This is a genomic window from Nonomuraea sp. SYSU D8015 (genome assembly GCF_008065375.1).
Taxonomy (GTDB): domain Bacteria; phylum Actinomycetota; class Actinomycetes; order Streptosporangiales; family Streptosporangiaceae; genus Nonomuraea.
In genome coordinates this window covers 556,236-574,569 of the sequence record NZ_VJYI01000002.1, presented here as the reverse complement: position 1 = coordinate 574,569, position 18,334 = coordinate 556,236, and the positions used below count along the sequence as shown (strand labels likewise).

Below are 18,334 nucleotides of genomic sequence, written 5' to 3'. Positions count from 1 at the left end.
CCTCCGCTCCCGTGTCTTATGCGATCGTATCCGGGTTCAGTACCAGTGGCTGTTCCGTGCTACTGTTTCTCCGCACCCAACAAAGGGCGGGTGGCGGAACGGCAGACGCGCACGGTTCAGGTCCGTGTGTCCGAAAGGACGTGAGGGTTCAAATCCCTCCTCGCCCACCTCGGTGACTGGGGGCCCCTGGTCGCTTCTCCTTCGGAGAAGCTCCCTCGGGTCCCCTCGTCGTATCTCCCGGGGGATGACCCCCGGACCCCCAGCGTCTTCTGGGGGAGGTCCCCCAGACCCCCGTCCGTCGTGGTGGCCCTCGTTCTTTGGCAGACCCACCTTGACGAAGTACGTCCCGGATCGCAAGAGCCGGGACGTACTTGCTTTTGGATGGTGCCGATGGAGGACTGTAGGAGTCCTCGCTTGCAGATCACTTTCTGATCGCTTGACCATACTTTTAATGTGATTTACGTCACATTGCCGTTCTCGTGTCCAGGAGTTCACCCAGCAGGTCAGTGAGGCTCACCATGCCTATGACCGTGCCTGATTGGTTGGTCACCAGGGCCAGGTGGGATCTTGCGTCCTGCAACGCTGTCACGGCTTCTGGGACCTGGGTCACGCAGGGCAGCTTCGGCAGTGGGTGCGTCAGGTCTGCTGCCTTGCCCTTCGGGTTCAGGAGGGCGTCTCTTGCGTGTAGGGCACCCACTACCTGGTCGTCAGCGCCTACCAGGAGGCGGAGGTGGGCGCTCTCCGCGGCTGTCGCCCTGATTTCCTCGGCCGTGGCTTCCGGGGAGACCATCACTGCCTTGGTGAGGGGGACCATCAGGCGCTCTATGCCCTCGGCCTGGAGGCGCAGGGCCCTCGTCAGGAGGTCGTGTTCGGCTCTGTCGAGGAGGCCCATTCGGCCTGACTCGCCTACCAGCATGGCCAGTTGGCGGGGGGTGCGGGTGGTGGCCAGCTCGTTTCTCGGCTGGACGCCGAAGAGGCGGAGGATGCCGTTGGTCAGGGCGTTCAGACTCGAGAGCAAGGGGCGCATCACGTGCGTGAAGGCCCTGAACGGAAGGGTGAGGAGGAGGGCTGCGCGCTCCGGGTGCGTCAGCGCCCAGGACTTGGGGGCCATTTCGCCGATCACCATGTGGAGGAACGTCACCAGCGCCAGGGCGATGGTGAGGGCGATCGGGAGACGTAGTGACTCCGGGATGCCGATGGCCCCGAAAACCGGCTCCAGGGCGTGTTCCAGGGCCGGTTCCGTCACCTGGCCGAGGCCGAGGGTGCAGAGGGTGATGCCCAGCTGGGCGCCGGCCAGCATGAGGGAGAGCTGGCGGCCGCCCCCCACCGCTGATCTGGCGGCGATCCTGACGAGGCGGTTGCCGCCTGCGGCGATCTCCTCCAGGCGGTGGCGTCTGGAGGAGACGAAGGCGAACTCGGCGGCCACGAACAACGCGTTGAGCGCCAGCAGCGCGAGGCTGAGGAGGAGCAGTGTCATCGCGTCGCCTCCACGGGCTGGGCGTGCTGCCGCGGCGCCAGGCGCACCCATTCGGGCACGCGGCGGTTCAGCGACATCACGGTGAGAAGCGCGACCTGCTCGGCCTCGTCCTCCGCGAACGGGTCGTCAGTGGGCTGGGTGACCGGCACGGTCACCGTGTCGCCCGGTTCCGGCATTCTGCCCAGCCTGGCCAGGACCAGGCCGGCGAGCGTGTCGTAGTCATCGCTCTCCGGCAGCGAGATGCCGGTGGCGCGCTCGACCTCGTCCAGCCGGAGCCGGCCGGGCACCTCCCAGACGCCGCCGGGCCGTTCGACGGCGCTCACCGGCTCGGGGTCGTTCTCGTCGAGCAGCTCGCCGACCAGCTCTTCCGCGAGGTCCTCGATCGTGATCACGCCGGCCAGGCCGCCGTACTCGTCCATGACGCAGACGATGTCGTCGTTGGCCGTACGCATCCTGTCCAGCACGGAGGGAAGCGGCAGCGAGTCGGGCACCAGCAGCGCCGGGCGGGTGACCGTGACGATCTCGCCCTCGTCCACGCCGGACGAGAGCAGCTCGCGCACGCCGGTCACCCCGATCACGTCGCCGTCGTCGGCGAGCACCGGATAGCGGGAGTGGCCGCACTCGCGCATGACCTCGAGCAGGTCGGAGACGGGCTGCGAGCCGCGCAGCACGACCACGCGCGGGCGGGGCACCATGATCTCCTCCGCCGTGCGGTCGCCGAACTCCAGAGCGCGCTCCAGGAGGTCGGACAGCCTGGGCGGCAATTCGCCCGCCCGGGTCGACTCCTCGATGATGCGGGACAGCTCCTCCGGCGTCGCGCCGTGCTCCACCTCCTCGACGGGCTCGATGCCGACCCACCTGAGCAGGCGCGTGGCGGCCGAGTCGAACAGGCGCACGACCGGGCCCACGACCGCCAGGTAGACCAGCGTCGAGGCGGCCAGGAACTTGGCCACCGGCTCCGGCCTGGCGATGCCCAGGTTCTTCGGGAACAGTTCGCCGAGGACCATCTGGACGACCGTCGCCACGAACACGCCCGCCGCGACGGACAACCCGGAGATCACGGCGTCGGGCATCCCGGTGCCCTCCAGCCAGGGGCGGACGAGCACGGAGATCGCCGGCTCGGCCAGGAACCCGACGAGCAGTGCCGTGACCGTGATGCCCAGCTGGGCGCCGGAGAGCATGAAGGAGAGCCGCGAGGTGACCCGGAGCGCCTTCTCGGCGGCGGCGTCACCAGCGGCGGCCTGCTCACGCAGGATGCCGCGGTCGGCGGCGACGAAGGCGAATTCCTGGGCGACGAAGTAACCGGTCGCGGCGGTGAGGAGGAACAGGGCCAGCAGCCCCAAATAGGCGCTCACCGTAGTGAGCTCTCAGAGGAACCCGTGCCCCAGCACGGGCGAAGACTCCACGGGTCCGAAGCGGACACGATCATCCTTTCACTAGACGTCATCCCTACCGTAACGAAGCAGGTGGCAACTATGTTTCCGGCACGGCCCCCCATCAGACCCGCGCTGGCGCCGCCGGCGGATCGGGTGTGAAGTGGACACGTGTGGAAGCCACGGGTCTGCGTCCAGGCGGCGGCGACGTACTGGAACGAGCAGGATCTGCGCGACGCCGTGCTCACCCACCCCGCCCCGTCGACGCCGGGGCTCGCGTTCGGGCTGAAGACCTTCGACCCGGTGAAGCGGTTCCTCTGCCTGGATTTCCCGCCTGCCGGCGCATCCACCGGGGACAGACGATCGACCTGGTCTGGATGTCGTTGCTGCGCGTGCTGACGGACGTCGGGGTCCCGGTCGGCCGGCGGATGACGTGCCGCATCAGGAACGTGCAGGAGGATCCCCTGCGGCCGCCGCTGGACCCGCTGACCGCCGTCCGGCCGGACACCGTATGGAGCGTTTCCGTTTACGGCGACATCCGCGATCGGCGGGACGACTCCGTGCCGGACGAGGAATTGTGCGAACGTCTGCGGACGTATTTTCCGGCGTCCTTGCGGGGAAATCGCAGAGTGGCGGTGGAAATGGAGATCGCGGAGTTGACGCCTGGCGGAGCATTCGATTTCTGCCTGTCCAATCTCCGCCGGGCGTGCTCAGAACTCTCCATCGCGATGGATTTCGGGGCCGTGGCCGGAAGCGTCGACTCGGAGCCCGGCGGCCGCGGTGCGGATTAGCTCCCCAGCCGCAGGCTCACGTCGTCCTGCCGGTCGGCGGCGGGGATTCGGCCCCGGACGGGGCGGCCGAGAGAGTGAGGAGAACTCCCGACAATGCCAGTGAAACGGTCGCTTGGTTGATCGTTCCGGTGTGACCGCATGGGTGTTGTCGCCGGTACGGAAGGCCGGCTCCGGTGTGATCTCCATTACGCTCTGTTGGCTCCCGGTAATTTTCCATGGAGAGACCTTGGGAGACTCCGCACGCTGGGGGCGTTCGACGTACCGTCTATGGCATACCGAAGGGAAGAGGGGCGAAGTGTCAGAGGACGACCGGACGCGGGCCATGCGCTCGCCGGGCGACGGGCGCCCGCTGCCTCCGCGGCAGAACGACGGCCTGCGCTCGGGTGGTGCGCCCGCCTACCATGTTCCTTCCAGCGGGGCATCGGCGCCCACGCACAAGCTTCCCGCCCCTTCCCAGATCCCCGAGCCGCCGCCGCAGACCGCTCATCCGGGGGAGCCGCCGAGAGCCGGCTCGCGCGTGTACGGCAGGGCCCGGTCCGGCAACAGCCCCATCAAACCGCTGCGATCCAGGGGCGGCGGTGAGGGGGGCCCTCCGCGGAGAGGGCCGAGAGGGCCGAGGGGCCCGCGCAAGCGGCCGTCCGCCAGGCTGATCGTGAAGATCGTCGCCGCGCTGCTGGTGGCGCTCCTGGTGACGGCCGTGGGAATGATCTTCTGGATCGACTCGCGGCTGAACGGGATCGACGGCGTCCTCGACGACTACGAGGGCCGTCCCGCCGACACGCCGGGCACCAACTGGCTGCTGGTCGGCTCCGACAGCCGCAAGGGACTGTCGGCAGCCGAGCGCAAGAAGCTGGCCACCGGACGCGCCGTCGGGCAGCGTACGGACTCGATGATGCTGCTGCACATCCCCGAGGGCAGCGACAAGCCGACGCTGGTCAGCCTGCCCCGCGACTCGGCGGTCACCATCCCCGGCAGGGGGCGCGACAAGCTCAACTCCGCCTACGCGATCGGCGGGCCGAAGCTGCTGGCCCGCACCGTGGAGTCGGCCACCGGGCTGCGCATCGACAACTACATGGAGATCGGGTTCGCCGGGTTCGTGGACATCGTGGACGCGGTCGGCGGCGTCGAGATCAATGTGCGGGCCGACGTGGACGACCCCAAGGCGGGGCTCAAGCTGAAGAAGGGCACGCAGATCCTCAACGGGGCCCAGGCCCTCGGATACGTACGCACGCGCAAGGGCGGCGCGCTGCCCGACTTCGAGCGGACCAAGCGGCAGCGGCAGTTCCTCGGGGCGGTCGTGAAGAAGGCGGCCAGCCCGGGGGTGCTCATCAACCCGTTCACGTCCATTCCGCTGGCCATGAGCGCCACCGACGCCGTCCAGGTGGACAGTGGCACGGGGGTGTTCGACATGCTCTCGCTGGGACTGTCCATGGGTGACAGCCCGGTGACGACGGTGGTGCCGTTCGGCGGGAACGAGATCGTGGCCGGTGGCGGTTCGGCGGTCAAGTGGGACCGCAACAAGGCCCTGGGTCTCTTCGACGCCCTGAAGAACGACAAGCCGGTCCCGAAGAGCATCCTCGACGCCAACTGACCGGGGGGCTGTTTCCAGCCTCCCCGTCGACCAAGGCTGCTCGCGCTCGTGCAGCCTTGGCGGCCCGCGCCCGCACCCCGCCGCCCGAGCCCGCCTCGGCAGCCCGGCGTGGGCTCTGCTCGCCTGGCGCGGGGGCTGTTCGCTGGTCAGCGGCGCAGCGGGCGCTCACGGGCTCTGTGGCGTGGCGGCAACCCCCTGGCAACCGGGAACAGCGGTCGGCGGGCCGCTTCCGGGCGTGCGCGCCCTCCTGGCAAATGGGCACGGCGGTCGGCGGGCCGCTTAGGGGCCTGCGCGCCTTCGTGCGTCGGGGTGTCGGGTGCGTTGCTGCCCGTCGCCGCTTTGCGCGCCGCGCAATACGCACGTCGGCTCAGCCGGCCCCCGCTGGCGATGGCCCCCGTAGCCGCCGCCCACACCCGCGGTGGGCCCGCTCTTGCGGTCGGCCTGTGCGGCCCGACAGGGCCCCTGGCCGGAGTGCTGTTGTCCATGCGGGGGCCTGGAGAGCCCGGGTGTCAGCAAGGGCGAGGGCTCAGCTTGAGGCGGCGGCCATCGTGGCGGAGGCGGCGCCGGCCGTCGCGGCCGCGTTGATGGCCGCGATGGTCTTGGCGACGGCGTCGGCGGCCCAGGCGCCCTCGGCGATCTCCTTGATGCGCTCCTTGCTCGCCCCGGGAAACGCCTTCCGGTCCAGCTTGGCCGCATGCATGATCGCAATCAGGACGGCCGTGCGCGCGTCCGGGTCCACGCCCGCCAGCACGGCGGACACCCGCTCCCTGACATCCGCCTCCACCCCTGGATGCGCCTCCGGCCAGCGCGTGACGGGGAAGACACCCAGCACCTTGCCCCGTTCCTCGCTCAGCACCCGGGCGTCCGCCAGCTTGGCGAGCAGGCGCTTGCGCACCTTGTGGGACTGGAGCCGCTGCACCCACCACGTAGGCTTGCGCTCCTTGCTCTCCGCGGCGATGCGGGCCAGCGTGGCGTCCAGCTCGGCGTCGCCGACCGGTGCCGGGTCCTTGACCCTGAGCTTCTTGTCCGAAAGCTCCACCCGTTCCTCGACGGCGAGCTCGGCCAGGAGCACGCCGGCCAGCGCCGGGTCCAGCTGTGTCGTATTGACGAGCGGTCTGCCCTGCTCGTTGTAGGCCAGCAGCAGGAGTTCCTCGGCGATCGTCACAGTCATGCTTCGACACTAACCTCCCAGCCATGACTATCTCGGAGAGGTTGCACACCATCGGCCGTCCGCTGCTCCAGTCCCAGCTGGAGCACCCCACCGTGGCGGGCATCGCCCGGGGCGACCTGGCAGAGCCGGTGTTCCGGTCGTGGTTGGAGCAGGACTACCTGTTCCTGCTGGACTACGTCCGGGTGTTCTCCCGGCTGGCCTGGCAGGCGCCCGACGCGCATCTGGGCGACCTGGTGGACCTGGCGCACACGACGTACCACGACGAGCTGAGCCTGCACCGGTCGTTGTCGGCGGAGTTCGGGGCCGATCTGGAGGGCGCGGTGAAGGGGCCGGCGTGCGCCGCGTACACGGCCTTCCTGCTGGAGTCCGCGGCCTCCTACGGGGAAGGGCTGGCGGCGCTCTACCCGTGCATGTGGGGGTATTCGAGCCTCGGGCGGATCCTGGCGGAGGACCCGCCGGCCGAGCCGCGCTACCGGGCGTGGGTGGACACCTACGCCGACCCGGGTTTCGCGGCGCTCACCGTGCGGATCGGGCAGATGATCGACGAGGCCGCCCCCGATCCGGCGAGGGCGGAGGAGCTGTTCGCCGAGGGGATGGCGCACGAGTTGGCCTTCTGGGACGTCCCGTAGTCGTCCACAGGCTGTGGACGGAGTGGGGCGCGTACCCTGGTGGCATGCCGGAACTTCCCGAGGTGGAGTCTCTCACGCACTTCCTGCGCGAACGGGCGGTGGGCCGCACCATCCTGGGCGTCGACGTGGTCGCCATCCAGGCGCTCAAGACGTTCGACCCGCCGGTCACCGCGCTCGGCGGGCTGACCGTCACCGGCGTGGCGAGGCACGGCAAGTTCCTCGACCTCGACTGCGACGGCCTGCACCTGGTCATTCACCTGGCGCGCGCGGGGTGGCTGCGGTGGCGGGACGATCTGTCGGGCGCGAAGCCGGTCCGGCCCGGGAAGGGGCCGCTCGCCGTACGGGTGCGGCTGGCGCCCGACGACGAGGGCCTGGCGCCCGGGTTCGAGCTCACCGAGGCGGGCACACAGAAGCGCCTGGCCGTCTATGTCACGAAAAATCCGGACGAAGTTCCCGGCGTCGCAGCCCTCGGCCCCGACCCTCTCGACGAGTCCTTCACGGTCGACGCGCTCAAGCGCATCGTGGGCGGCAACCGCACCCAGATCAAGGGCCTGCTCCGCGACCAGAAGGTCATCGCCGGCATCGGGAACGCCTACTCGGACGAGGTGCTGCACGCGGCCAAGATGTCCCCGTTCAAGATCGCGGCGACGCTGACCGACGCCCAGATCGCCGATCTGCACGAGGCCATCGTCACCACCCTCCGGGACGCCGTCGAACGCGCGCACGGTCTGGCGGCCAAGGACCTCAAGGCGGAGAAGAAGTCGGGCCTGCGGGTGCACAACCGGACGGGGCAGCCCTGCGACGTATGCGGTGACACGATCCGCGAGGTGTCGTTCGCGGACTCCTCGCTCCAGTACTGCCCCACCTGCCAGACAGGCGGCAAGCCGCTGGCCGACCGCCGCCTGTCCCGGCTCCTGAAGTAGGTCACACCCCGGCCGGCACGCGCTCCTCGGCCCGGGAGCGGGCGCGGAGGCCGACGGTGGCGACGATGGCGGCCAAGAGCGTGGCCGTGACCGGCACCACCAGCGCCGTACGCAGCGCGCTCAGGCCCGCCTCCGGCCCCGTGGCGGCGCCCAGGGCGGCCACGTTGACCGCCGTGACGACCGACAGCCCGAGGGCAGCGCCGAACTGGAACGAGGAGTTGATGAGCCCGCCGGCCAGGCCCTGCTCCTCCTCGGCGATGCCGTCCGTGGCCACGATCGTGAGCGGGCCGTACACGAAGGCGAACATCAGGCCGATCAGCAGCATCGACGGCAGCATGGCCGCGTACGCCCAGTCGAGGCCGACGTTCAGGAACAACGCGTACGCCAGCAGGCCCGACAGCAGGCCGCCCAGGACGACCTTGGCGTTGCCGTAACGGTTGACCAGCCACGGGGTGAGCGTCGGGGCCAGGACCACGTCGGCGGCGGCCGCCAGCAGCGCCAGGCCCGTCTGGATGGTGGACCAGCCACGCAGCTCCTGCAGGTAGAGCGTGACCAGGAACTGGAAGCCGAAGAACGAGGCCGTGAGCAGCGCGGCCATCACGTTGGCCCGCACCAGCGAGCCGGAACGGAAGATGCCCAGCCGGACCAGGGGGTTCGCGGTGCGGCGCTCGATGGCGACGAACGCCCCCAGCAGCGCCAGCCCGCCGGCGAAGGCCGCGAGGGTCAGCGGCAGTCCGTCGGCCGGGTGCTCCAGGCGTACGACGCCGTAGACCAGCAGCATCATCGCGCCCGTGATGCTCGCGGCGCCCGCCAGGTCGAAGCCCCGGGCCGGAGGCCGCTGCGCGTCCGGCTCCTTGAGCAGAGGGAGCGCGGCGAGCAGGATCGCCGCCGACATCAGCACCGGCGCGAAGAACACCCAGCGCCAGCCGAACGCCGTCAGCAGACCCCCGATCACCAGCCCGAGCGCGAAGCCGCCCGCGGCCGTCCCCGCGTAGATCAGCAGGGCCCGGTTGCGCAGCCTGCCCTCGGGGAACGTCGTGGTGATCAACGAGAGGCCGGCCGGCGTCATGAAGGCGGCCGCGACGCCCGTGACGAAGCGCGCCAGGAGCAGGACCCAGCCTTCTTCCGCGAAGCCGCCGAGCCCGGAGAAGACGAGGAACACCGCGAGCCAGAGCAGGAACATGCGGCGGCGGCCCAGCAGGTCGGCCGCCCGGCCGCCGAGCAGCATGAAACCGCCGTAGCCGAGCACGTACGCGCTCACGACCCCGCTCAGCATGCCCGTGGACAGTCCGAGATCGGCCCTGATGGACGGCAAAGCGACGTTGAGCATGGCCACGTCGATGCCCTCGAGAAAGATGGCGCCGCAGAGCACGGCGAGTACGCCCCAGGAACGGGCAGGCATGGGAAACCCCCGGTTACGAATTGGGATGTCGGTTATCTCTTGTAACCGTCACCATCCTGGGCCAGCATGAAATGTCATGGAAGACGGCACTTTGCGGGCACTCAGTTACTGCGAGAGAACCGTGGAAGACGACGACTACGACGTGCGTCAGTGGGACACGCGGGAGGACTGCGAGGTCCGGCAGATACTCGACCGCATCGCGGACAAGTGGTCGCTGCTGGTCATCGCGTTGCTCGACTGCCAGAGCCTGCGCTTCAGCCAGCTGCGTCGCGAGATCGACGGCGTCAGCCAGCGCATGCTCAGCGTGACCCTGCGCCACCTGGAGCGTGACGGCCTGGTGTCCCGTACGGTCCACCCCGTCGTGCCGCCCAGGGTCGACTACGCGCTGACGCCGCTCGGCCGTACCCTCCACCAGACCATCAAGGCCCTGGTCACCTGGACCGAGGAGCACCAGGAGGAGATCGCCGCGGCGCGTGCTGCCTACGACGAGAGGCGCGAGACAATGGAGGCATGACCGTTCCTGAGATCGAGGCCAGTGCCGTTCCCGACGATGCCTACCTGCTCGACGTCCGCGAGGCGGACGAGTGGGTCGCCGGCCACGCGCCCGACGCCGTGCACATCCCCATGACCCAGATCCAGGAGCGGGTCGAGGAGGTGCCCGGTGACCGCACGGTCTACGTCGTCTGCCGGGTGGGCGGGCGGTCGCTGCAGGTCGCGGCCTGGCTCAACCACCTCGGGCGCGACGCGGTCAACGTCGGCGGCGGCATGCAGTCGTGGGAGGCCGCGCGCCGCCCGATGGTCAGCGAGACGGGACAGCAGCCGTTCGTCGCCTGACTGTAATTCGCCCACTATGGCCATTTGACGGTCATTGAGGCATCATGAGGGCGCAAACTACAGATCGTCGCGGGAGCTCGGGGTGCCGGGCTGAGAGGGCAGCTATCCATCCGCTGCCGACCGCCTGAACCTGTCCGGGTAATGCCGGCGTAGGGAGTGTGCGATGACGCATGTCGTCGACGAAGTTCCGCTGACCCTCGAAGGAACGCCGCCGAAGACGCTGGGCGTCCTCGATCAAGGGGCCCTCTGGGCCAATCTGGGCGTCAGCCTCCTGGGCTTCTCCGGGGCCATCTGGCTGCTCAACCCCCTCGGCAACGCGCCGCTCAGCCTCGTCGCCGCGCTCACCGCCACCGTGGTCGGGAGCCTGATCGGCACGTCCATGGTGGGCCTGTCCGCCATTCCCGGCACCCAGACGGGACAGCCCTCGATGGTGCTGCTCCGCGGGCTGTTCGGCGCCAGGGCGTCGTACGTGCCCACGGTGCTGAACATCGTCCAGATGATCGGCTGGGGCGCCTTCGAGCTCTGGGTGATCGCCAAGGCCGCCTCCGCGATCTTCGGCGGCGTGCCGTACCCGGTGTGGGTGATCGCGGCCGGCGTGCTCACCACGGCGCTGACGATCTGGCCGCTCGGCGCGGTCCGCCTGATCAGGCGGTACGTCACCATCGCGGTGATCGTGTCCATGATCTGGTTCACCTGGTTCCTGGTGTCGGAGGCCCCCGCGCACACCGGCGGGTCCTGGACCGCCTTCCCCGCCGCCGTGGACTACGTGATCGCGCTGTCGGTGTCGTGGGTGCCGATGGCCGCCGACTTCGCCCGGCACTCCAGGTCCAGCAGGGCCGCCTTCGCCGGCGTGGTGGGCGGCTACACGCTGGCCCAGGTCGCCTGCCTGGGCCTGGGCGTGTACGCGGTGGCCATCGCCGGGGCGGCCGCGGTGGAGGCCGACCCCACGGCGGTGTTCGCCCCGTTCGTGGCGGCGCCGCTCGGCGCGCTGTTCTTCGCGATCCTGGTGCTGCGCGAGACCGACCAGTCCTTCGCCAACGTCTACTCGACCACCATGTCGCTGCAGAACCTGATGCCGCGCGTGGACCGGCGGGTCTTCTCCACCGCCATCGGCGTGTTCACCATCGCGATCGCGCTGGTCGTGGACGTCAACTCGTACGGGACGTTCCTGGGCGTGATCGGCGCGGTGTTCGTGCCGATGTTCACGGTGCTCGCCGTGGACTACTTCGTCTTCGCCCGCTCCGACCGCTGGAACACCGCCGAGGACGCGCCCGCGCGCTGGCCGATGCTGGTGCCGTGGGCGCTCGGCTTCGTCGCCTACTGGCTGACCGCCTCGACATCCCCCGAGAACGCGTGGGGCCAGTTCTGGATCCAGGCGCGCGAGGCCATCGGCTTCACCCGGGAGCCGTGGATGAACGGCGCACTCGGCGGGGCCTTGGTGGCCGGCCTGGTGACGCTGCTCATCGGCCTGCTGCTGCGGCGCGCCGCTCGACGTTGAGCAGGTGCTGCTTGGCGGCCGCGCCGCCCGCGTAGTCGCCGAGCGCGCCGTCCTCGCGCACCACCCGGTGGCACGGCACGATCACGCAGACGGGGTTGGAGGCCAGCGCGTTGCCGATCGCCCGCAGCGCGCGGGGCCGGCCGATGCTCGCGCCGATCTCCTCCAGCGTCGTGGTCGTGCCGTACGGGACCGCCATCGTCTTCTGCAGCACCGTACGGGCGAAGGGCGTGGCCAGCGTCAGGTTGACGGGCGTGGCGAACGTCCGCAGGCGGCCGGAGAAGTAGGCGTCCAGCTCCCTGCGCACCGGGTCGAGCCGGCGCGCATCGGGGCCGATGAACGTGCCCACATGCCGCGAGACGAGCTCGAAGACGTCGTTCTCCGGCTCGAAGGAGCAGGCGGCGATGCCCTTGCCGGTCACGGCCAGCACCAGCCGCCCCACCGCGCCGTCGTAGGTGCCGAACGCGATGTCCGGCGGCGTCTCCCCCCGGTAGGTGTTGGAGGTCACGCGTAGCAGGGCATCCAGATCGCCGCTCGTCATGTGCCCCAACCCCTCGAGAAATCGCCGTGACCGCAGCGTATCGGACGGATCGCCCGGCGGACGCGCCGCGCCACGGGCACTATGGAGGAGTGGGGGACGAATGGGCCGGTAGTGACGACGAGCTCGCACGCGCAGTGCTCGCCAGCTCGCCCAACGCCGTCGTGGCGGTCGACAGGGACCTGACCGTGCTGGTCTGGAACGACGCCGCCGAGCGGCTGTTCGGGTGGACGGCCGAGGAGATGCTCGGGCGCCGGGCGCCGATCGTGCCGGCGGAACTGGCCGCCGAGCACAACGCCGTGCTCGAGCGCGTACGCACCGGCGGCCAGGTGTCGCTGCGCACCAAGCGTCTGCACAGGGACGGCAGCGTCCTCGACGTGCGGGTCGACATCAGCGCGCTGCGGCTGGGCAGCGCCGTGGCCGGCTACGTCTGCGTCCACCACCTGGCCAGGACCGACGAGGTCGCGAAGAACCGCATGGCGCGCCGGGCCAGGCTCGTGCGCAGGCTGACCGACGTGGTCGGCGACATCAACTCCGATTTGGAGCTGTCGGCCGTGCTCGACCGGATCTCCGCCAGCCTCACCGAGCTGACGGGGGCGGACGCCGGCGGGTTCGTGCTGATCGAGGGTGACCGGCTGCGGCTGGTGAGCACGTACCAGCTGCCGGACGGCATCCGGGACACCACCACCGACCTGCGGACGAGCCTCGTGGACCGGCTGTTACGCACCGGCAAGACCGTGCTGCTCGCATCCAGCGGGCTGGACGACCTCGTGTGGGCGCGGCTGGACGGCCTGCACACGATCGCGCTGGGACTGGCCGCCGTCGGCGGGCGGCCGTACGGCGCCCTGTACGCGTTGTTCGCCCGGCGCTCGCCCGGGCACCTGGAGCTGGAGCTGCTGGAGCTGCTGGCCGGGCACGCCGGCATCGCCGTCGGCAACGCGGTGGCCTACCAGGAGGCGGTGCGGCAGCGGGCGCACGAGCAGGCCGTGTTCGACGCCAGCGCCGACGGGATCGCCGTGCTCGACGAGGCAGGCCGGGTCGTGCGGTGGAACCCCGCCGCCGCCGAGATCACCGCCTTCCCCGCCGCGGCCGTGGTCGGCGGGCCGCCGCCGTTCCCGCTGCCCAAGCCGGGGGAGAAGCTCACCTTCCAGATGGAGAGCGGGCGCTGGCTGGACGTGGTGAGCGCGCAGATCGAGGAGACCGGCGAGGTGGTGGTGGACTTCCGCGACGTGACCACGGCCAAGGAGCTGGAGGAGGCCAAGGATCTGTTCCTGGCCACGACCAGCCACGAGCTGCGCACGCCGATCACGATCGTGCGGGGGTTCGCCAGCACGCTGGACTCACGCTGGGACAAGATGAGCGACCCCGAGCGCCGCTCCGCCGTCCACACCATCGCCGAGCGCGCCAGGTCGCTGGGGCAGCTCATGGATCACCTGCTGCTCGGCGCCCGGGCGGGGGCGGACGAGCTCAAGGTGCGGATCGAGGCGTTCGATCTGGCCGAGCGCATCCACGCGGCCACGCTCGGGCTGCCCGTGCTGTCCGACAAGCACCGGGTGGAGGTCGTTATCGAGGACGGTCTGCCGCCTGTGATGGGCGACGCGCTCGCCACGGACATCGTCCTGGGGCAGCTGCTGGAGAACGCCTTCAAGTACTCGCCGAAGGGCGGGCTCATCAGCGTCGAGGCCTGGCCGGAGGACGGCAACGTCGTCGTGGTGGTGGACGACGAGGGCGTCGGAATCGCCCCTCCTGACCGGGAGCGAATCTTTGAGAGGTTCGTCCAGGTGGACAGCGGCGACCGGAGGAGGTTTGGTGGAGTAGGGCTGGGTCTCTACATCGTCCGCAGCCTCGCAAGAGCACAGGGGGGAGACGTGAGCGCTCATCCGAGGCCGGAAGGAGGCACCAGGATGCGGCTGGTCCTGAGGCGTGCTTCCACTATCGGATCCGACACACCGATGCGGTAACGAGGTGGTCACGGTTGCGCTGATCTATCGTCCAATGTGTACAAGCTGTGATCGAGATGCGGTTTCTGGGACCGAGTAGCGGGGCATTTCGGTCGTACCGGGGAGTGTTCCCGCGGGGGGCACAGGGAACGGGGAGGTGGGTGTGTCAAGCGTGGTGCTGCTGCCGTACGCGCCGTCCAGCGTCGCCGTCGCCCGCCAGCGTCTGAGCACTGACCTGCAGGAAAGCGGTGTCTTTTCCGCAGCGATCGACGATGCCGTGCTGGTGGTGAGCGAGCTGCTGAGCAACGCGCTGCGGCACGCGCATCCGCTTCCGTCCGGCATGGTGCGGGTGGCCTGGCTGCGAAGTGACGATCACATCGAAGTGGCGGTGAGCGACGGGGGCGCGGCCACGGAGCCGCGAGCGGGCCGCCCGACCCTGTCCTCCCTCGGGGGCCGGGGGCTCGGCATCGTGGAATACGTGGCGGAGAGCTGGGGAGTACGCCACGACGGGGACACGACCACGGTGTGGGCCATCCTGCCCGCCCCCAAAGCGTCGATGAACGGGCAGGTCGCGACCCTCAAAGAGGCCGGCTAGCCAGCACGGCGCGCTCGCCGGTCGCCCACGCCGTCGACACCAGCAGGTAGAGGCCCGCCGCCAGCGGCAGCACGAGCGTGGCCAGCACGGAGCCGTACGGCAGCAGCTTCACGATCTTCCTCATGAGCTCCGGCTGCTCTTCGGTCACCTTGATTTGCTTTGCGGACAGCCATGCCACCGCTGTGACCAGGAGGATGACCAGAACGAAGACCAAAACTGGTCCGCTTATAAGACCGTAATTGGCAACGATTCCAGCGACTTGTTGCCCCAAAGGCGCCCCGAACAGGTCATGACCGGCCAGTGCGGTCGGATGCGTGGCCATCCGGTACATCAGCCACATGAACGGCAGTTGCGCCAGCATCGGGAGGATCCCGGCGAAGGGTGAGCTGCCCTCCTTGGCGAACAACGCGCTCGTCTCCCTGGCCAGCCGCTCCGGATTGCGCGCATGGCGCTTGCGCAACTCGCGGAGCTTGGGCGCGAGCCTCTCGCGGATCTTCACCGTACGGGCCTGGCGGACGTTGAGCGGCAGCAGCAAAAGCCGCACCGCCACCGTGAACAACACGATCGCGAGGGCGGCACTGCCCCCGGACATGCCGATGACGAACGTGACAAGAGAATCGATCATGAGCCCTTCCAGCGATCAAGGAGGAGGATCAGGGCTCACACGTCGGGCGAGCCCCGCTTCGGGAACTTCGGGAAGCGGGGCGTGCCTAAGGGGCTCGTGGACGCGGACGTCCGGCCGCGTCAGGATCGCGCTGGCGCTGGAACGCCGTACGGCGCGCGTAAATCAGCGGAAAGCCGACCGGCTCCCCGCTGAGGACGGGCAGCAGCGTGGCCGCCCACGTGGCCAGCAGCAGGATCGCCACCATGGTGATCCCGGCCAGCCACGGATCGAGCAGGAAAAGCGTCAATGTGATCGAGAGGACTTGCCCACGACGGTGACCGCGATGAAGACGAGCAGAGCGACCACACCGATGATCAGAGCGATCTTGAGCAACCCTGCCAGCAGCGGCAGCAGGAAGTTGAAAACCACGAAGAGACCCAGCAAGGTCCCTATGACGAGCATCACGACTCTACCCATGCAGCCACCGTACGTCCTCCCGGCATGATCCGCGAGGCTTACGAACCGATGACGTCCATCTCACTTCGGCCACGTCCGGCCGTACCGTGAAATGGTGAACACGCGCATCCTGGTGGTCGATGACGACCCGACAGTCTCCGAGGTCGTCGCCCGCTATCTGGAGCGCGACGGGCACGAGGTCGAATGCGTCGGCGACGGCGCCGAGGCGCTGCGCCGGGCGCTGGCGCGACCGCCGGACCTCATGGTGCTCGACCTGATGTTGCCCAAGGTCGACGGGCTGCAGGTGTGCAGGAAGCTCAGGGAGCGCTGGCCGGTGCCGGTGATCATGCTGACCGCGCTCGGCGAGGAGATCGACCGGGTGGTCGGCCTGGAGACGGGTGCCGACGACTACGTGACCAAGCCGTTCAGCCCGCGCGAGCTGGCGCTGCGCGTGCAGTCCGTACTGCGGCGGGCCAGGGGCGCCTCCGTCACCGGCGGCACCGGCGTGCTGCGCGACGGGGAGCTGATGGTGGACGTGGGGGCTCATGAGGTGCGGCTGCGCGGGGACGAGGTGATGCTGACGGCGCGGGAGTTCGACCTGCTGGCGTACCTGATGCGGAACCCGCGCCAGGCGTTCAGCCGGTCGGCGCTGCTGAACCAGGTGTGGGGGTGGTCGTTCGGCGACTCCTCCACGGTGACGGTGCACGTGCGGCGGCTGCGGGAGAAGATCGAGCCGGATCCGACGGCGCCGCGCAGGATCGTCACGGTGTGGGGGGTCGGATACCGGTACGAGCCTCTGGACGGCGGCGCCTGATGGCGCTCGCGATGCCGCCGGTCGCCTCCGAACTGCCAATGGTCGTGGCCGTCGCCGCCGGGCTCGGGCTGCTGGTCGCGCTGGCGGGCATCGGGGTGATGTGGTGGCTGCGCACCCGATCCATCGGCGTGATGATGGCCGTGGTCGTGGTGGTCGCCATCGCCGCCACCCTCGCCGGCATCGTGGGGATCATCATGAAGATGCTCCTCGAGGGCGTCGTCAGGGACTTCGTGCTGAGCGTGGTGGCCGTCGGCGGGCTGGTGGGGCTGGGAGTGGCGTTCGTGCTGGCCAAACGGGTGGTGAAGGAGAGCAGGCGGCTCGTGGCGGCCGTGCGGAACATGCCTTTCGTGGCTCCCAAGGGGCTGCCCGCCGAGTTGCAGGAGATCGCGAACACGCTGGAGGAGGCGTACGCGCGGGAGCAGGCCCTGGAGGGCGCGCGGCGCGAGCTCGTCGCCTGGGTGAGCCACGACCTCCGGACACCGCTGGCCGGGATGCGTGCCATGGCCGAGGCGCTGGAGGACGGGGTGGTGGCCGACCCCCGGACGACGGCGCGCTACCACCGGCAGATCAAGCTGGAGGTGGAGCGGCTGTCCGCGATGGTGGACGACCTGTTCGAGCTGTCGCGCATCCACGCCGGGGCCCTGCGGCTCTCGCGGGCCAGGATCGGGCTCGCCGACCTGGTCGCCGACACGCTGGCGGGCGCCGAGCCGCTCGCCCGGGCCAAGGGCGTGGTGCTCACGGCAGAGGCGGCGGACCCCGTGCCGGTGGAGGCCGACGCCGGGGCGCTGGGGCGGGCTCTCGGGAACCTCGTGGTCAACGCCATCCGGCACACGCCGTCGGACCGGACCGTGGTGCTGCGGGCCGGGGTGGACGCGGGCATGGCGTGCCTGTCCGTGACGGACTGTTGCGGGGGGATTCCCGAGGAGGATCTGCCTCGGGTGTTCGACGTGGCTTTCCGGGGGGAGGCGGCGCGTACTCCCACCGCTGACGGTGGCGCGGGGCTGGGGCTCGCCATCGCGCAGGGCATCGTGGAAGCGCACGACGGGATGATCGAGGTGGTCAACGACGGGCCGGGGTGCCGGTTCGAGATCCGGCTCCCCCTGGTCAGGGGTTGACCGCCGCGCTCTTCGCGTCTTTCGCGCCGCTGGGCTGGTTCGCGTTCTGATGGGCGCCGAACGACTCCCACATTGCGCGAAATGTCGGGCATGGCCAGCGCCACATGCAGCTCCGGCACCGCAGGATCGGATGCGCGGCGTCGCTGGTGATGCCGCCCGCGTCCCTCGGCTGGTGGAGATCGAGCAGCCGGAGCCCGAGCTCGGCGAAGCTGAGCAGCTCGGCGCGGGCGCCGGCGAGGAATTCGAGGTCTTCGGTCGCCAGCCGGGTGCGGATGGGGACATAGCCCTCGTGGTTCACCAGACCACGGAGCCGGCCTGCCTCGTCATGCCATGAGGTGGCCTTCTCCGTGCGGATGAGGATGGACTCCAGGCGTTCTCGGAGCCCTTGGCGTTGAGGATCTTCAGGATTGTCGGCTTTCATCGATGCGGGGCCCGCGAACCGTGCCCTGGTCCCTCCTTCTCGATGCGGTGGCGACTGTGTCGGTGTCACGCTGTCAAGCTTCGCGTACTCTCCGTTTCCATGGAGCCCAAACGGAGGACAAAAACCTGTGGTTGCCCTATCGGCGTGACAACGTGACCGGAAGGC

21 protein-coding genes, 1 tRNA gene and 1 riboswitch are annotated in these 18,334 nt (G+C 69.8%); of the genes, 13 read left to right on the top strand and 9 right to left on the bottom strand.

Annotated features, from left to right (window positions below):
• Positions 1 to 84: 84 nt before the first annotated feature.
• Positions 85 to 167: transfer RNA gene (locus ID574_RS11960), tRNA-Leu, on the top strand.
• A gap of 296 nt (positions 168 to 463) precedes the next feature.
• On the opposite strand, the gene ID574_RS11955 is transcribed toward ID574_RS11960, so the two are convergent.
• Both ID574_RS11955 and ID574_RS11950 read right to left on the bottom strand, forming a co-directional pair.
• Positions 464 to 1,477, bottom strand: a complete 1,014-nt coding sequence (locus ID574_RS11955; protein ID WP_188188868.1) for a hemolysin family protein — start codon at positions 1,475 to 1,477, stop codon at positions 464 to 466.
• A complete protein-coding gene (locus ID574_RS11950) occupies positions 1,474 to 2,832 on the bottom strand; it encodes a hemolysin family protein (protein ID WP_188188867.1) in 1,359 nt (452 codons plus the stop codon). Before ID574_RS11950 ends, ID574_RS11955 begins: the two co-directional genes overlap by 4 nt.
• Before the next feature lie 189 nt (positions 2,833 to 3,021).
• On the opposite strand from ID574_RS11950, the gene ID574_RS11945 reads away from it, so the two are divergent.
• The 3 genes from ID574_RS11945 (at position 3,022) to ID574_RS11935 (ending at position 5,232) form a co-directional block, all read left to right on the top strand.
• Positions 3,022 to 3,249, top strand: a complete 228-nt coding sequence (locus ID574_RS11945; RefSeq protein WP_188188866.1) for a hypothetical protein — start codon at positions 3,022 to 3,024, stop codon at positions 3,247 to 3,249.
• Complete coding sequence (locus ID574_RS11940; protein WP_188188865.1) at positions 3,228 to 3,641, top strand: hypothetical protein; 414 nt, start codon at positions 3,228 to 3,230, stop codon at positions 3,639 to 3,641. The genes ID574_RS11945 and ID574_RS11940 overlap by 22 nt, the downstream gene beginning before the upstream one ends.
• A gap of 652 nt (positions 3,642 to 4,293) precedes the next feature.
• Positions 4,294 to 5,232, top strand: coding sequence for an LCP family protein (locus ID574_RS11935; RefSeq protein WP_223166609.1), 939 nt, complete (start codon positions 4,294 to 4,296; stop codon positions 5,230 to 5,232).
• Positions 5,233 to 5,758: 526 nt separating this feature from the next.
• On the opposite strand, the gene ID574_RS11930 is transcribed toward ID574_RS11935, so the two are convergent.
• Complete coding sequence (locus ID574_RS11930) at positions 5,759 to 6,403, bottom strand: GOLPH3/VPS74 family protein (protein WP_188188864.1); 645 nt, start codon at positions 6,401 to 6,403, stop codon at positions 5,759 to 5,761.
• Positions 6,404 to 6,426: 23 nt separating this feature from the next.
• Between ID574_RS11930 and ID574_RS11925 the strand changes: the two genes are divergently transcribed.
• Together ID574_RS11925 and ID574_RS11920 are read left to right on the top strand one after the other, a co-directional pair.
• Positions 6,427 to 7,032 carry a TenA family protein gene (locus ID574_RS11925; RefSeq protein ID WP_188188863.1) on the top strand — a complete coding sequence of 202 codons (606 nt, stop codon included), beginning with the start codon at positions 6,427 to 6,429 and terminating at the stop codon, positions 7,030 to 7,032.
• A 44-nt stretch (positions 7,033 to 7,076) separates the two neighbouring features.
• A complete protein-coding gene (locus ID574_RS11920; RefSeq protein WP_188188862.1) occupies positions 7,077 to 7,955 on the top strand; it encodes an Fpg/Nei family DNA glycosylase in 879 nt (292 codons plus the stop codon).
• Position 7,956: 1 nt separating this feature from the next.
• Here the strand turns inward: ID574_RS11920 and ID574_RS11915 are convergent, their stop codons facing one another.
• On the bottom strand, positions 7,957 to 9,357 hold the full coding sequence (locus tag ID574_RS11915; RefSeq protein ID WP_188188861.1) for an MFS transporter: 1,401 nt from the start codon (positions 9,355 to 9,357) through the stop codon (positions 7,957 to 7,959).
• Positions 9,358 to 9,433: 76 nt separating this feature from the next.
• On the opposite strand from ID574_RS11915, the gene ID574_RS11910 reads away from it, so the two are divergent.
• The 3 genes from ID574_RS11910 (at position 9,434) to ID574_RS11900 (ending at position 11,689) form a co-directional block, all read left to right on the top strand.
• Positions 9,434 to 9,871 (top strand): winged helix-turn-helix transcriptional regulator, encoded by a 438-nt coding sequence (locus ID574_RS11910; RefSeq protein WP_188188860.1) that lies wholly within the window; start codon positions 9,434 to 9,436, stop codon positions 9,869 to 9,871.
• Positions 9,868 to 10,191, top strand: coding sequence for a rhodanese-like domain-containing protein (locus ID574_RS11905; protein ID WP_188188859.1), 324 nt, complete (start codon positions 9,868 to 9,870; stop codon positions 10,189 to 10,191). Before ID574_RS11910 ends, ID574_RS11905 begins: the two co-directional genes overlap by 4 nt.
• Positions 10,192 to 10,250: 59 nt before the next feature.
• A riboswitch (TPP riboswitch) is annotated at positions 10,251 to 10,364 on the top strand.
• Entirely contained in the window at positions 10,355 to 11,689 is a 1,335-nt protein-coding gene (locus ID574_RS11900) for a purine-cytosine permease family protein (protein WP_188188858.1), read from the top strand. (Overlaps the previous riboswitch by 10 nt.)
• Here the strand turns inward: ID574_RS11900 and ID574_RS11895 are convergent.
• Positions 11,652 to 12,227: a methylated-DNA--[protein]-cysteine S-methyltransferase gene (locus ID574_RS11895; protein ID WP_188188857.1), complete on the bottom strand. Its 576-nt coding sequence runs from the start codon at positions 12,225 to 12,227 to the stop codon at positions 11,652 to 11,654. The genes ID574_RS11900 and ID574_RS11895 overlap by 38 nt on opposite strands.
• Before the next feature lie 89 nt (positions 12,228 to 12,316).
• Between ID574_RS11895 and ID574_RS11890 the strand changes: the two genes are divergently transcribed.
• The gene (locus ID574_RS11890) at positions 12,317 to 14,185 is read left to right on the top strand and encodes an ATP-binding protein (RefSeq protein WP_188188856.1); all 1,869 of its coding nucleotides are present in this window, start codon (positions 12,317 to 12,319) and stop codon (positions 14,183 to 14,185) included.
• Positions 14,186 to 14,327: 142 nt separating this feature from the next.
• On the top strand, positions 14,328 to 14,759 hold the full coding sequence (locus ID574_RS11885; RefSeq protein ID WP_223166608.1) for an ATP-binding protein: 432 nt from the start codon (positions 14,328 to 14,330) through the stop codon (positions 14,757 to 14,759).
• Here the strand turns inward: ID574_RS11885 and ID574_RS11880 are convergent.
• From ID574_RS11880 to ID574_RS11870, 3 genes are all read right to left on the bottom strand, one after another.
• Positions 14,743 to 15,384 carry a YidC/Oxa1 family membrane protein insertase gene (locus ID574_RS11880; protein ID WP_188188854.1) on the bottom strand — a complete coding sequence of 214 codons (642 nt, stop codon included), beginning with the start codon at positions 15,382 to 15,384 and terminating at the stop codon, positions 14,743 to 14,745. The genes ID574_RS11885 and ID574_RS11880 overlap by 17 nt on opposite strands.
• An 85-nt stretch (positions 15,385 to 15,469) precedes the next feature.
• Positions 15,470 to 15,670, bottom strand: coding sequence for a DUF6412 domain-containing protein (locus ID574_RS11875; protein WP_188189601.1), 201 nt, complete (start codon positions 15,668 to 15,670; stop codon positions 15,470 to 15,472).
• A complete protein-coding gene (locus ID574_RS11870) occupies positions 15,667 to 15,840 on the bottom strand; it encodes a hypothetical protein (protein ID WP_188189600.1) in 174 nt (57 codons plus the stop codon). The genes ID574_RS11875 and ID574_RS11870 overlap by 4 nt, the downstream gene beginning before the upstream one ends.
• 94 nt (positions 15,841 to 15,934) lie before the next feature.
• Here ID574_RS11870 and ID574_RS11865 point away from each other — a divergent pair, with 94 nt between their 5' ends.
• Both ID574_RS11865 and ID574_RS11860 read left to right on the top strand, forming a co-directional pair.
• Complete coding sequence (locus tag ID574_RS11865; RefSeq protein WP_188188853.1) at positions 15,935 to 16,633, top strand: response regulator transcription factor; 699 nt, start codon at positions 15,935 to 15,937, stop codon at positions 16,631 to 16,633.
• Positions 16,633 to 17,748: a sensor histidine kinase gene (locus ID574_RS11860; RefSeq protein ID WP_223166607.1), complete on the top strand. Its 1,116-nt coding sequence runs from the start codon at positions 16,633 to 16,635 to the stop codon at positions 17,746 to 17,748. Before ID574_RS11865 ends, ID574_RS11860 begins: the two co-directional genes overlap by 1 nt.
• On the opposite strand, the gene ID574_RS11855 is transcribed toward ID574_RS11860, so the two are convergent.
• A complete protein-coding gene (locus ID574_RS11855) occupies positions 17,738 to 18,046 on the bottom strand; it encodes a hypothetical protein (RefSeq protein WP_223166606.1) in 309 nt (102 codons plus the stop codon). The two genes, ID574_RS11860 and ID574_RS11855, sit on opposite strands and share 11 nt — an antisense overlap.
• Between the last annotated feature and the right edge of the window lie 288 nt (positions 18,047 to 18,334).

Bases quoted from the DNA above. Each gene is read 5' to 3' on its own strand.
- ID574_RS11860 (WP_223166607.1), top strand. From the start codon at position 16,633: ATGGCGCTCGCGATGCCGCCGGTCGCCTCCGAACTGCCAATGGTCGTG.
- ID574_RS11940 (WP_188188865.1), top strand. From the start codon at position 3,228: ATGTCGTTGCTGCGCGTGCTGACGGACGTCGGGGTCCCGGTCGGCCGG.
- ID574_RS11915 (WP_188188861.1), bottom strand. From the start codon at position 9,357: ATGCCTGCCCGTTCCTGGGGCGTACTCGCCGTGCTCTGCGGCGCCATC.
- ID574_RS11905 (WP_188188859.1), top strand. From the start codon at position 9,868: ATGACCGTTCCTGAGATCGAGGCCAGTGCCGTTCCCGACGATGCCTAC.
- ID574_RS11930 (WP_188188864.1), bottom strand. From the start codon at position 6,403: ATGACTGTGACGATCGCCGAGGAACTCCTGCTGCTGGCCTACAACGAG.
- ID574_RS11900 (WP_188188858.1), top strand. From the start codon at position 10,355: ATGACGCATGTCGTCGACGAAGTTCCGCTGACCCTCGAAGGAACGCCG.
- ID574_RS11895 (WP_188188857.1), bottom strand. From the start codon at position 12,227: ATGACGAGCGGCGATCTGGATGCCCTGCTACGCGTGACCTCCAACACC.
- ID574_RS11880 (WP_188188854.1), bottom strand. From the start codon at position 15,384: ATGATCGATTCTCTTGTCACGTTCGTCATCGGCATGTCCGGGGGCAGT.
- ID574_RS11910 (WP_188188860.1), top strand. From the start codon at position 9,434: ATGGAAGACGGCACTTTGCGGGCACTCAGTTACTGCGAGAGAACCGTG.
- ID574_RS11925 (WP_188188863.1), top strand. From the start codon at position 6,427: ATGACTATCTCGGAGAGGTTGCACACCATCGGCCGTCCGCTGCTCCAG.
- ID574_RS11955 (WP_188188868.1), bottom strand. From the start codon at position 1,477: ATGACACTGCTCCTCCTCAGCCTCGCGCTGCTGGCGCTCAACGCGTTG.
- ID574_RS11920 (WP_188188862.1), top strand. From the start codon at position 7,077: ATGCCGGAACTTCCCGAGGTGGAGTCTCTCACGCACTTCCTGCGCGAA.
- ID574_RS11870 (WP_188189600.1), bottom strand. From the start codon at position 15,840: ATGGGTAGAGTCGTGATGCTCGTCATAGGGACCTTGCTGGGTCTCTTC.